This is a genomic window from Acinetobacter lwoffii, assembly GCF_024129435.1.
Classification (GTDB): domain Bacteria; phylum Pseudomonadota; class Gammaproteobacteria; order Pseudomonadales; family Moraxellaceae; genus Acinetobacter; species Acinetobacter lwoffii_F.
The window spans coordinates 49,376-62,573 of sequence record NZ_JAMXXN010000005.1 but is presented as its reverse complement, the minus strand read 5'-3'; the positions used below and the strand labels follow the sequence as shown (position 1 = coordinate 62,573).

Sequence of the window (13,198 nt, the reverse complement as noted above, 5' to 3'; positions counted from 1 at the left end):
AGCTGCCGCATGCACTATTTTTTTTGCTACAATAGATGCAATTTTTCATTCACTTTTGATCTGTTTAGACTATGACTGACTCAGCGCAAAATATCGCGACAACCTACGATCCGACCGAGATCGAGAAAAAATGGTACCAAACTTGGGAAGAGCGTGGCTACTTTAAGCCGTCTGAAAAAGGCGAATCTTTCTGTATCATGATTCCACCACCAAACGTCACGGGTAGCCTGCACATGGGTCATGGTTTTAACAATGCCATCATGGATGCTTTAACCCGTTTTAACCGTATGTCAGGTAAAAATACTTTATGGCAACCGGGTACTGACCACGCCGGTATTGCAACACAAATGGTGGTTGAGCGTCAGTTGGGTGCACAAGGCATTAGCCGTCATGACCTGGGTCGTGAAAAGTTCATCGAAAAAGTATGGGAATGGAAAGAACAATCTGGCGGTAACATTACCCGTCAAATCCGTCGCCTAGGTTCTTCAGTTGACTGGTCTCGTGAACGCTTCACCATGGATGAAGGTTTATCCAATGCTGTGAAAGAAGTGTTCGTTAAACTGCATGAAGAAGGTCTGATTTACCGCGGTAAACGTCTGGTGAACTGGGATCCAAAACTGCAAACTGCCCTGTCTGACCTGGAAGTTGAGTCTGATAAAGAAGAAGCAGGTTCACTCTGGCACTTCAAATACTTCTTTGAAGATAAGTCACTTCGTACCCACGATGGTAAAGATCACATCGTTGTGGCAACCACTCGTCCTGAAACATTGCTCGGTGATACGGCGGTTGCGGTTGCATTGGATGATGAACGTTATGCGCACTTGGTCGGACAAAACATCATCCTGCCAATTACAGGTCGTGCTGTTCCAATCGTTAAAGATGAATATGTCGATAAAGAATTCGGTACAGGCTGTGTAAAAATCACCCCTGCGCATGACTTCAATGACTATGAGGTGGGTAAACGTTGTGAATTGCCTATCATCAACATCTTCAACAAAAATGCTGAAGTTCTTGCTGAGTTTGAATACATCGCGAAAGCAGGCGAGCAAATTTCTAAAACAATTCCTGCGCCTGCGGACTATGTTGGTTTAGAGCGTTTCGAAGCACGTAAAAAGCTCGTTGAACAAGCGGAAGCTGAAGGCTGGTTAGACCAAATTCAACCGTACACATTGAAACCACCTCGCGGTGACCGTTCAGGTGTGATCGTTGAGCCGTTATTGACGGATCAATGGTATGTGAAGATTGCACCGCTTGCACAGCCTGCAATTGAAGCGGTTCAAGATGGTCGTATTAAGTTCGTGCCTGAACAGTACAGCAATATGTACATGGCTTGGATGAACAACATTCAAGACTGGTGTATCTCGCGTCAATTGTGGTGGGGTCACCGTATTCCAGCCTGGTACGATGCGGAAGGTAATGTCTTTGTGGGTCGTGACGAAGCCGAAGTTCGTGCGAAAAACAACATCCCTGCTGATGTTCAATTAGATCAAGATGAAGATGTACTCGATACATGGTTCTCATCAGGTCTCTGGACATTCTCAACTTTAGGTTGGACGGGTGACGAAGCGAAAGACAAAGAAAACTATTTCTTAAATACCTTCCACCCGACTGATGTATTGGTGACAGGTTTTGACATCATCTTCTTCTGGGTTGCTCGTATGATCATGCTTACGATGCACTTCATGAAAAATGAAGATGGCACACCTCAAGTACCGTTCAAAACTGTGTATGTACATGGTTTGGTACGTGATGGTGAAGGTCAGAAGATGTCTAAATCTAAGGGTAATGTCCTTGACCCACTCGATTTGATTGACGGTGTTGATCTTGAAACTTTAGTACAAAAACGTACAACAGGTTTGATGAACCCGAAACAAGCAGCGAAGATTGAAAAATCAACCCGTAAAGAATTCCCTGAAGGTATTCAATCTTACGGTACAGACGCGGTTCGTTTCACCTTCTGTGCGCTTGCCAACACTGGTCGTGACATCAAGTTCGACATGAAACGTGTTGAAGGTTACCGTAATTTTGCCAACAAAATCTGGAACGCAACCCGTTTCGTGATGATGAACTGCGAAGAGCAAGTGATTGGTCAAGAAGTACGTCAAGACCTTTGGGAATTGCCTGAACAGTGGATCGTGAGCCGTCTGCAAAAAGCGGAACAAGCAGTGCAAACAGCATTTGCGACGTATCGTTTAGACTTGGCAGCACAAGCGATTTACGAGTTCATCTGGAATGAATACTGTGACTGGTATGTGGAACTGACCAAACCAGTTCTGAACGATGAAAATGTGTCTGAAGAGCGTAAAGCTGAAGTTCGTCGTGTATTGCTTGCGGTCATGGAAGCGTCTTTACGTTTGGCTCATCCTTTGATGCCTTACCTAACAGAAGAAATCTGGCAAACGCTTGCGCCGAAACTGAATATTGTTGGCGAAACGATTATGTTGGCGGCTTACCCTGTTGCGGACCAAGCGTTAATTAACGACCAAGCTGAAGCAGATATGCAATGGCTTCAAGGTTTGATTGGTGCGGTACGTAACATCCGTGGTGAAATGGGTCTAGGTAATGCGCGTTTATTACCAGTTCTTCTGCAAAACACCACCGAAGCTGAAAAAGCACAGATCACTCGTATTGAAGCATTGTTTAAAGCATTGGCGAAAGTAGAAAGCATCACCTTCTTGGCTGATGGCGAGCAACCACCATTGTCTTCTTCTTCTGTAGTGGGTCACGTATCTGTTTACGTTCCAATGAAGGGCTTGATTGACCCGAAAGCGGAATTGGGTCGTCTGCAAAAAGACTTAGACAAGGTTCAAAAACAGCATGATCAAATTGCCAATAAACTTTCGAATGAAGGTTTTGTGGCAAAAGCACCTGCGGCTGTGGTTGAAGGCGAGAAAGTAAAACTTGCTGAGTTTGCTGATCAGTTAGCGAAGATTAAAGCGAATATGGAGCAGATTGCGGCGCTTTAAGGCTGTAGTTTGATTCAAAAAAATCCCCTCTTAGTGAGGGGATTTTTTTAATTCCAATATGTTTGGATAATTTCTTTTATCCAATTAAATAGCGGAACTATTAATATTACTAACACCTGCTGCCAATATCGCAAACTTTCTGGTTGCTCATTAATAATGATAATTGGCTGAGATTTAACAACCTTAGTTCTTTTTTTAGCTTTTGACTTTTTACGTCTAGCCATAAATTCTTTACCTTCTAAATAGAATTTTGGACTACACGTCTGAGTTTTTTAATGATATGCCCCAAACGTGTAAATAAATACAGTTTGGTCATAGGAGTTACTCAAGCAGAGATAGAGAGATTTTTTTGAATTGAAAAATTACGAGTGGTTATAAAAATAATTGGTAAAGCTACTAATAGAATAATTTTAAAGAATGTTTGTAAACTTACCGATTCATTACCCTTTAAGGATTTTGAAAAAAATTTAGAAACTTCTCTATTGATATAGTGATAAAGGAAAGTATCTAAATCAACGAGAATGCCTATTTTTGATAATAGATTGTGATACATCTTTTGGAAATGGGCAAATATAGTTCTTTCACGCTCAGTATTACCTAGACGTGATAAAACACCTGCTAATATATCTAATGCGAGTTTTAACTTACTATTTCTACTGGGCAACGAGGAACTACTATTACTATCATCCTCAAAATCATCCCAACTCAATATCGACATATTTATACCTTTTTATTCTAAGTTTTAATCATATAAATCCATTAATGTAATGTCAAATTAAAAACACTATATATAGATAATTTAATAATTAAAAACACTATATATAGTAAAAGATCAATTACCCTCACCCCAGCCCTCTCCCCGAGGGAGAGGGAGTGTCATTGGATTTAATGCCTGCATGAATTTAGTAATGAATATTCCCTCTCCTTTTAGGAGAGGGTTAGGGAGAGGTCTGCTTTAATTCAGTACATACTTGCCATAAATGCTCTAAAATCACATCCGTCCTTCCTAAAACATCATGATTCCAATACCGTACAACAGTTAAACCCACAGCCTCTAAAAACTTGGTTCGTTCAACATCGTATTCAATCGCATCATCTGTTCCATGCTGACTGCCATCCAGCTCAATGACTAAACCAATTTCATGACAGTAAAAATCCAAAATGTATGGTGCAATCACATGCTGACGACGGAATTTAAGATTCATAAAATGCTTGGCACGTAAGACTTGCCACATCAGATGTTCTGCATCGGTAGCGGTGTGGCGCATGGATTTGGCGAATTCTAATAATTGGGGATCTATTTTCATTGTTATTTTCCCTCTCCCCTTGCGAAGCAGTGCTTCTCATCCCAAAGGGAGAGGGAGTAATAGTATTTTATTTTGTATTTGCATAAATTTAATAATAGAGTTCCCTCTCCTGAGCAAGTTTAAAGCACTGCTTTAAAACGAAGCGCAAGTGAGGGCTAGGGAGAGGTGAATCTTAAAATATCCCTCTCCCTTGCGTACTCAGAATATATTCTGAGGATGCTCATCTCCCAAAGGGAAAATAAACTTCAAAGCATCCCATGCCTTAAAAACATCTCCAAGCCACTCACCTTTTTGATATACATCAACCGTTCTTTTTCCACTTTAATCTGCTGTTTGATGGCTGAAGTATCTTCATCTATCTGCTTATACAGGTCATCAATTTGAACTTTTCCTTTCGCCTTTTTCACGGCAATTCTGGTTTTCGATGACCAGACCAGTCTATTGATCAAGGCATCAATCTGCTCTTGTAATTTCTGGCTTTGTGCATCTAAAGCCAGTTGATAAAACTTGAGTTGCTCTGCACTCAAACCTTTTTGTGAAACTTCCTGATCTTGTTCAATCTGCAGTTGCATTCTCAGTAACGTAAACAGATCCTGCTCTGCATAAGCCTCATTGGCACGTTGCAATAATTCAATCTTCTTGATTTTTTTGACATCATTCACTTCACGGTCAGGGTGAATGATGGCAGCAATTTTTAAATATACGGTTTTCAATGACTGCTCTGCCATCGCTGTTGCCTGTTCCTGTTTTTCCTGCTGGCGTTTTAATCTGGCTTGCTCACGTGCCTGCTGAAAATCATCTGATTCCCATTCTTCAAATACTTCTGCATCTGCAAGGTCGGAGGGATTTTCATTTTTAAAGAATGTTTCCAGTTCATTTATTTTCTTTTGGCTTTTTCTGAATTGGGCATGTTCGGCACGTTGCTGATAATAAGTGAAGATTTCATTCACCTTATGGGCTTCTTGCATCGACATCGCCTGAGAGTCTTTTAGATAATTTGCAAGGTACTGAATCTTTTCATCCAGCACCACCAGTTCAGCCTTGGAAAATGTAGTTTCCTGCAGGTGTTTCCAGAGCTGTTCCAGCTGCTTGAACAGTACACCATGCAATTCATGATAGACCGGCATAAATGTTTTATGGGTATATTGCTGCAGCTCTTCTTCAGCCTGTTGCCATTGTTGTAATTCCTGTTTCTGTTGCTCGATTTTATCAATCAGATGATTCAGCTTCTTCTGCTGTGGCGAAAGCGCTGTGAATGGCTGAATCATGGTTTTCAAGTCAAAGAGCATGGCAGGAGAAAGTCAAAGAAGAAATAATATCTATCTTAAATCTTTCAGCTTTTGTCACAAAGTTCTTTTCCGTGTGCCTTTTCGAAATTTGTATCAGAATTAAAAAAAAGCAGACCAAAGTCTGCTTTTTCGCTCTCATATTGATTATTCCAGCACTACACGGCCATTCAGGGACTGCACCGGACGGTTATTTGGATGTCCCATCAGTTTGGAAAATTCCGAAATCTGCTTGGCAGAAGCCTGCTGAATATCTTTCAGAATCAGCCAGCGTACCCCTTCAGAACACGGCGGTGTGGTCAGCGAGCCGCTAAAACGGTAATAATCCAGATTCTTAGGCAACATTTCATTCACAGGTTGTGGGGTCTTTAAAACCACTTCCTCACCCTGCTTTTTTGGCAAACGGTTCCACATGCGTTTGAGCATCTGGCTTTCTGCACCCTGCTCGAACATCATCCCCACCACAGCCAGCTCACCTTTGGCATTGGCATGGACAAAATGGATTTCCAGTGGATAGTTTTTGCCTTTAATCAGGTTTTCACTCGGGCTATGCAAATGAAACTGTTTTAGCACAAAGGTATCGCCATCCAGCTGCAATTCACCACCTTGCGCAAAATCCACCTGGACAGTATGACCTTTATTTTCGATCGCATGAATCATGGTGTTATAGCTGAACTTGAGCGGTTCCAGTTCTGCTTTCACTGTTCGCTCAATATTGATTGGCGACTGGTTCAGACCGTTACAGGCTGAGTATTTCTGGCTCAAAGTCGACCATTGCTCAGGCTGAGTATAATCCCAATCCGCATCTGCCCAGACCGCTGTACTTAAACCCATAACCGTTAAAAGCGTGAATATTTTTTTCACAATACATCCCTTGTTGGAAGTCAAAATCACAATTTCTAATTTAAAAACAGTTTATTAACCTAGTTTAATCACTCTATTTTTCAGGCCACAAACTACAGATTTTTATAGAAATGAAGTGATTTGCTTACAAATTTCCAAACACTCCTAATTCTTTAAAACACATTATTCAGGATTCATATTGATAAATTTCAAATGGATAATACTTTTATAGATTTAAAAACAGCGAAAAAAGAATGTGATCTTCTTCAAATTTAATCTGCTGATTTTTTATGCATTATTTACATGAAATCTCTATCTTATTTTGAATAAATTAAATAGCTAGCTTTTTAAGCTCAAGCTTCTTTTTTAAATAGAATCTATCTTTATTCATAAACTTACATAAACACAGCAGCAAATAAAATACTGATATTGTTAGACTCGAGCCAAAGAGCAAAATGAGGATAAAGAATTTAAATGGACTGGGCCACGATATTTATACATGACACCACTTGGGAGTTTACTGCAGAAATTTTACTGCGTTGTGCCCTGATGTACACGATGATTATCCTGTTTCTGCGCCTGACCGGAAAACGCGGGGTACGTCAGCTTTCCATCTTCGAAGTCGCTATCATTTTGAGCTTGGGTTCGATTGCCGGCGACCCAATGTTTACCGAAGATATTCCCCTGATTCAGGCAGTTCTGGTGATGTCAGTAATTATTATCATGTACCGCCTGACCACCTGGCTCATGATGAAATATCAGTGGTTTGAAGACCTACTGGAAGGTAAACCAATTTATATCGTAGAAGATGGCGTGCTGGTCGTTGAAGAGATTAAAAAAGGTAAAATGTCACATGATGAATTCTTTGCCGAAATGCGCCAGCAAGGCGTAGAACATCTCGGTCAGGTACGCACCGGTTTACTGGAAACTGACGGTAAGTTCAGTATCCTGTTTTTCAAATCGGATGAGGTTCGGCCTGGGCTGCCACTTTTTCCTAAAACCTGCTCTATTGTCCAACAGGTCAAGGCCGGGCAATTATATGCCTGCATTTACTGTGGACAGGTACAAACCCTTTCGCATGCCGACCAGCAATGTCCGCGCTGTGATTCTTCGCAATGGGCCGAAACGATTGACTGTTTAAGAATAACTTAAGCCTGATTCAGTAACTGCAAATGCGCAAAAATTTCTGGCAGTTGCTGAATTTTATATTGGATATGTTCAGCATCTGTATGAAAGCCTTGCATCCATAATGCATGCATTCCGGCCTCTGTAGCTCCTTGTACATCATTAATTGGATGGTCGCCAATATACAGGCACTGTGCAGGCTGCACACCTAGACGCTCTGCAGTGATCTGGAATATTTCTGGCTGTGGTTTGTTAAAGCCTACTAGTCCCGAACTGATGATCTCATCAAAATAAGGTTCAATACCCAAACCCCGAATCGTATTTAAACGGGTGTCATGTCCGCCATTGGAGACAATCGCCAGTTGATAGCCTTGGGATTTTAACTGCTCTAGCACCTGCTTGGCATCGGGCATTTCTACAGCGCAGCGACCAAACTGGCTGAACCAGAATTGGGCCAGTTCATCTATGCTCGGGGGACTTAACCAGGATAGCTCCTGCAATAAGGTATAAGCAGCCGAAGCCCCGATACTGCCATGCGTCAGCAATTCCTTTTTTGGATAACCGCCATTATCGATGCGTCGTACAATCTCGATAATTTTTTCTGGTTCGACCTGTGCCAGAGCCGGAGCATAATACTCTGCCAGAGAGCGGCTATAAGCTTGTGCAGTGAGATCACGATGGGTCAAGGTATTATCAAGGTCAAATAAAACGGCTTGGATCGTCATAATGTTCAAATCAAAATATTGAAACTTTCAGTCATGGTAACAGCGCGAAACTTGTTAGATCGGACATAAAATTGCTAAGTTTTGTAGTTTCAAGCATAAAAAAAGCGATGCCAAAGCACCGCCTTTTCTTAGATTACAAAGTCTAAATTAGAATTTATACTCAACACCTGTACCAATCCCTATGCTTTATTAAAAACATCTTCTCCTAAAGTATTGATATAAAAAATCCCACCGATTGGTGGGATTTTTTATTAAGCTTTACATCATCAATTAGAAACTATATTTGCTCATTAAACCAATACGGTTTTCTTTGAATTTCTCATTATCAAAGGTTTTACGCTCACCGTTGACATACTCAACACCAAACTCAAGGGGTTTAACAGGTGAATACACCAAGTTTAACCACGCTTGTTGCACCTCTTTGTTTGCAGTAGCATTGAGGTCTGCATAGTCTGAGTCTTTATCAGCAAACAATGCACCATAACCTAGTGATGTTTTTAAGTTAGGTAAAATACTGTACGTCAAACCCGTTTGTACCGCCCAAATTTCATTTTGCTCAATATTGCGGTCATCTTCATCATCTACGAATGCAGCATTGGCATTGGTACCATACAAAATACCGTTTACACCTTTGGTATAGCTGACATCTAGCGTCGCTTTTAAAGGATCAAGCACTTGATACGTTGTACCTGCAGCTAGACCCCAACCTGTTTTACGCTTGTTAATATCTTCATCTTTATAAACTTCAACTAAAGCACGCGCAGACGCATTACCTTTTTTGTCATCAAAGTTGTGTGCCAATTTAGCGGTCAATGTTGGTACGCTTGATTTGATGTCTTCAGCACTTGAGTTTGGTTTTTCTGCCGCCAGGAATAATTGCGTTGCCGGTGTCAAATCAAAACCATAACGAACCATTGGTAGACGGGTAGTCCCCCCACCGACGTTGGTGCTGAAGTCAATCATAAACGGTGCATGATTTGACAAGAAGTTAGATTGTGTTTGACCAATCAACCAATTTTCATAGGTTAAATATGCTTGACGTATACGGAATGAATCGTTAGACCCTGCGAAATCACTTTCAAGTTTACCGCCAACCTCTGCACCTTCAACATTGGTTTTAAAATCTAAACCTATTCGTGTTGTTTTTGCTGTTGCAACGAACTTGTCATTCGTTTGACCATTGGTTTTAGCAACGTCAGAGAAGTCTCCTGCTGAACCTTCAATGATATAGTTCGCATCACCACGAACGAAACCATATAGCTTCACTTCAGTACCTGATTTTGTACTTAGCACTTTCGGTGCAGCTGCTGATTGTTGTGGAGTTGCTTTGACTTGTTCAATCTGCACGGCTTGAATTTGCTGAACTTGTTGCTGCTGTAATACTAATGCTTTCAGTGCTTCAATTTCTTGGCGCAGCTGCTTAATTTCTTTTTGCTCTTGTGTTTCAGCATGTGCAACAGTCCCCATCATCAGTGTTGTTACTGCGACTGCTAATCCCTTAACTAAAAACTTTCTTGTTAAAACTTGACTCATTAAATTCTCCATAGTGAACAAATGTTCATTGCCATTGAAAGCTCACTGATTCCCACTAAAATCTAAAGTGTGTGGAATATCTATAATTATAAATTGACTTATTTTATTATCTCGCGAGATAACTCACGAACAATATGCATAGTTAAAAACTATCCTTATCATGTTACATGATTTTACTGGATTTATGTTTTTTAACTATACCTACATAATAAGCCGTATAAAAACATCAGAAATTTAACAATTTTAGACTCAGTTTGAAATCATTTTTATCTCATACTTTTAGCTAAAATATGTATTAACGACACTTTTAAAATAATTTGATTGTTTTTAATACGGCTTTAATTGATGCGTTGCAATGATCAGGTGTCTTGCTTTGTTCTACCCCAAAATACGATAGGCCATAATAAAAACACGCTGATCCATACAATATATGTTAAATACTGTGCATACCCCCAATAATCCCCGAATATCCCACTCAGGCTATAAAGTCCCCCACTTACCGTGGCCATCAGCGCCACCTGAAAGGTAAAATCAGTACCGGCCAGATACTTGCGACTGTATTGCATGACCAAGGTCAGCATGACCACCAAAAGCATGGCAGAGATCATGTCTTCGGCGGCATTAATCAGATATATCATCCAGTTTTCTACTTTTTTTTGGGTTTCATACTGGGCAGCCAGCCAGGCGTAGGCCATTAAGCCCAATATTTTTAAAATTGAGAAAACGATCAAACTCCGGCTGCGCGACCAGTACTTCAGACACCAACCGGCCAGTCCTGCCCCAATCAAGGCAGCCATGGCTCCCAGCATGGTGACATAAAGACCAATCTGGCTAAAGCTCAGTCCGAGATCTACCATTAAAGGTTTTAATAAAGGCCCGGATAAACCATCGGCGATTTTAAAGGTCAGTAAAACCATTAACCAAGCAGCCAAGGTTGAATCCGACCAGAAGTATTGAAAATAGGTTTTTATATTGCTGAGTGCAGGTCCTTTATCAGCTGGCGTGATAATTTTTGAATGCTGAGATTCTCTAAAAAATAAAATGGGTAAAGTATTAATAAAGACCAGAGCTGCCAATAATAGAAAGGTGGCTTGCCATTGCAGCAGATCGAGCAACCATAATATGGCCCCACCTCCGACAATGAATCCCAGACGAGAACCAATCACCTGAAAGGTATTACCCCAATGTTGCTGTTCATTTTTCAGAATATTGACTGCCAGTGCATCGGTCGCAATATCCTGCGTCGCACCAATACCATTCATCAACAAAAGCGTGATAAAAAACAGCAGTAAATACAGCGGCTGATTCAAGGCCTGAATCGGTAGAAATGAGAGCCCAATCAATACAGCAACTGACAGCCATTGCAAGGGAATAATCCAGCTACGGTAATGACCTTTGGCGCTCGATCCATGCCGATCAACTAAAGGTGCCCAGAATATTTTAATCGACCAAGGCAGCATTAACAGACCAAAGCCCCCGATATGCGCCAGCGATACCCCTTCAGCTCGCAGAATGACTGGCAAGGCATGCGTCATAAACCCGACCGGAAGCCCCTGTGCCCAATACAGCGAAAACAGTAAAATATAGATATTCCGCATATTCAGGCCAAGTCCTTCAGTTAAAAATGCATCAACAACATTTAAGATGCTATACATTTTGCCAATGATCCGGATTTTACAACAGTCTAATATAATAAAAAATAAAGAAAAATTAGTTTCAGGAAGAGACATAAGCAATGGCCCAGACACGTTTCCCCCAACTCCCGCCGCATGTGCCATCCCGCGGCAGCAAGCTGAGCCGGACTTTTTTCAGGCAGCTTTTTTTGGGCCAAGGCTGGCGTCTGGAAGGTGAATTTCCAGACTTACCTAAAGCAGTCGCGATTATTTCTCCGCACACCTCCAATATTGATGCATGGCTGGGTTTTAATGCCTTGCTTGGTCTCGGTATTCAGATTACGATTTTTGGTAAAGACAGCCTGTTTCGTACACCGCTAAAACCGGTACTGGAATGGATTGGCGTCGTTCCTGTCGTCCGAGATAGTCCACAAGGTCATACCCGACAGATTGTCGAGATTATTGAAAAATCAGAACAGATCTGGGTCGGTATGGCACCGGAAGGTTCACGTAAGGCACCAGAAAAAATTCGCAGCGGTTTTTATCATATTGCCAAGGCAGCTCATTTGCCGATTGTGATGTTTTCCTTTGATTATGATATCAAGACCATTCATATCCTGGGCGTGTACCATCTGACCGGTGATTATGAATACGACCTGGAACAGATTTATCAGCATTACGAAGGTAAATTCTCGGCCAAAAATCCGGACTGGGTGGCCAAGCCGTTACAAAAGCTTTTGAAAAAAGACTAGGCAAATACGCCTTTTTTTGATGTGATAGCCTGAATTTTGTTGATTTAATCACCAGTTTTTATAATGAAATTAGCCCGTTATGCCTTAATTGGCTGCCTTGGTTTCAGTCTTGCAGCCTGTGACAAAGCCACTAAAACACCTACGCCTGCCACGCCATTAAAAGCCCGTGAACCTGTCGTCGCCATTGCCCTCGGTGGCGGCGGTGCCAAAGGTTTTGCCCATATTGGCGTCATTAAAGTGCTCGAATCACACGGCATCAAACCGAAAATCGTCACCGGTACCAGTGCCGGTAGTTTTGTCGGTAGCCTGTATGCCAGTGGCAAATCGCCTTATCAGTTACAGCAGATTGCCCTGAATTTTAAAGAATCTGATATCCGCGATTTAACCTTGAACCGGCAAGGGATTATTGCCGGACAAAAATTGCAGGATTTCGTCAATAAGAATGTGGCGAACAAACCAATTGAACAATTCCCGATTCGCTTTGCTGCTGTTGCCACTCGTCTGGACAATGGCCGTAAAGCTGACTTTATTAAAGGCAATGCCGGACAGGCGGTCCGAGCGTCCTGCAGTATTCCGAATGTGTTTGTGCCTGCAGTGATTGGTGGAAGCAAATATGTCGATGGCGGTCTGGTCAGTCCGATTCCGGTCAAGACCGCCAAAGATATGGGAGCAGACATTGTGATTGCCGTGGATATTTCTGCCCGTCCGGATGGTAATAAGGCTCTAAATATGTGGGGCGTACTAGATCAGACCCTGAATATTATGGGACAGCAAAGCATTCATGAGGAACTGAGTCAGGCCAATGTGGTGATCCAGCCCAAAGTCGGCCATATTGGTACTTTAGACCTGAAAGCCAGTAATGCGACCATTCTGGAAGGTGAAAAGGCTGCTCAGCTGAAAATCCGTACTATTGAAAAAGCCATTAGCAACTTCAAGCAGTCTCCCGCGGCATTTAAACCGCCACGTCCGGCAAAATTTTGATGCATGAATTTTTTATATTCATCTGCGGCCGCATCTGCTACATTGAAGATCAATCATATAAAGATGA

12 protein-coding genes are annotated in these 13,198 nt (G+C 41.7%); 4 read left to right on the top strand and 8 right to left on the bottom strand.

Annotated features, from left to right (window positions below; all coding sequences use genetic code 11):
- Nucleotides 1-71 precede the first annotated feature (71 nt).
- On the top strand, nt 72-2,966 hold the full coding sequence (locus NI455_RS04835; protein WP_253112730.1) for a valine--tRNA ligase: 2,895 nt from the start codon (nt 72-74) through the stop codon (nt 2,964-2,966).
- 47 nt (nt 2,967-3,013) lie between these two features.
- On the opposite strand, the gene NI455_RS04830 is transcribed toward NI455_RS04835, so the two are convergent.
- The 5 genes from NI455_RS04830 to NI455_RS04810 all read right to left on the bottom strand — a co-directional run bounded on the left by NI455_RS04830 (nt 3,014) and on the right by NI455_RS04810 (nt 6,393).
- A complete protein-coding gene (locus NI455_RS04830) occupies nt 3,014-3,190 on the bottom strand; it encodes a hypothetical protein (protein ID WP_155237102.1) in 177 nt (58 codons plus the stop codon).
- Between the two features lie 101 nt (nt 3,191-3,291).
- Nucleotides 3,292-3,684 carry a hypothetical protein gene (locus NI455_RS04825; RefSeq protein WP_005107560.1) on the bottom strand — a complete coding sequence of 131 codons (393 nt, stop codon included), beginning with the start codon at nt 3,682-3,684 and terminating at the stop codon, nt 3,292-3,294.
- Nucleotides 3,685-3,904: 220 nt separating this feature from the next.
- Nucleotides 3,905-4,273, bottom strand: coding sequence for an endonuclease domain-containing protein (locus tag NI455_RS04820; RefSeq protein WP_253112728.1), 369 nt, complete (start codon nt 4,271-4,273; stop codon nt 3,905-3,907).
- Nucleotides 4,274-4,518: 245 nt separating this feature from the next.
- Nucleotides 4,519-5,562 carry a molecular chaperone DnaJ gene (locus tag NI455_RS04815; protein WP_253112725.1) on the bottom strand — a complete coding sequence of 348 codons (1,044 nt, stop codon included), beginning with the start codon at nt 5,560-5,562 and terminating at the stop codon, nt 4,519-4,521.
- 144 nt (nt 5,563-5,706) lie between these two features.
- Entirely contained in the window at nt 5,707-6,393 is a 687-nt protein-coding gene (locus NI455_RS04810) for a carbonic anhydrase (RefSeq protein ID WP_253112853.1), read from the bottom strand.
- A gap of 483 nt (nt 6,394-6,876) precedes the next feature.
- Here NI455_RS04810 and NI455_RS04805 point away from each other — a divergent pair, with 483 nt between their 5' ends.
- Entirely contained in the window at nt 6,877-7,554 is a 678-nt protein-coding gene (locus tag NI455_RS04805) for a DUF421 domain-containing protein (RefSeq protein ID WP_004646239.1), read from the top strand.
- Here NI455_RS04805 and NI455_RS04800 read toward each other — a convergent pair.
- The 3 genes from NI455_RS04800 to NI455_RS04790 form a co-directional block, all read right to left on the bottom strand.
- The gene (locus NI455_RS04800; protein ID WP_253112722.1) at nt 7,551-8,252 is read right to left on the bottom strand and encodes an HAD family hydrolase; all 702 of its coding nucleotides are present in this window, start codon (nt 8,250-8,252) and stop codon (nt 7,551-7,553) included. The genes NI455_RS04805 and NI455_RS04800 overlap by 4 nt on opposite strands.
- Before the next feature lie 270 nt (nt 8,253-8,522).
- Complete coding sequence (locus NI455_RS04795) at nt 8,523-9,785, bottom strand: DcaP family trimeric outer membrane transporter (RefSeq protein ID WP_253112719.1); 1,263 nt, start codon at nt 9,783-9,785, stop codon at nt 8,523-8,525.
- A gap of 359 nt (nt 9,786-10,144) precedes the next feature.
- A complete protein-coding gene (locus tag NI455_RS04790; RefSeq protein ID WP_253112851.1) occupies nt 10,145-11,383 on the bottom strand; it encodes an MFS transporter in 1,239 nt (412 codons plus the stop codon).
- Between the two features lie 137 nt (nt 11,384-11,520).
- Here NI455_RS04790 and NI455_RS04785 point away from each other — a divergent pair, with 137 nt between their 5' ends.
- Entirely contained in the window at nt 11,521-12,150 is a 630-nt protein-coding gene (locus NI455_RS04785) for a 1-acyl-sn-glycerol-3-phosphate acyltransferase (protein ID WP_253112716.1), read from the top strand.
- Between the two features lie 63 nt (nt 12,151-12,213).
- Nucleotides 12,214-13,131: a patatin-like phospholipase family protein gene (locus NI455_RS04780; RefSeq protein ID WP_005104687.1), complete on the top strand. Its 918-nt coding sequence runs from the start codon at nt 12,214-12,216 to the stop codon at nt 13,129-13,131.
- The last annotated feature ends 67 nt before the right edge of the window (nt 13,132-13,198 follow it).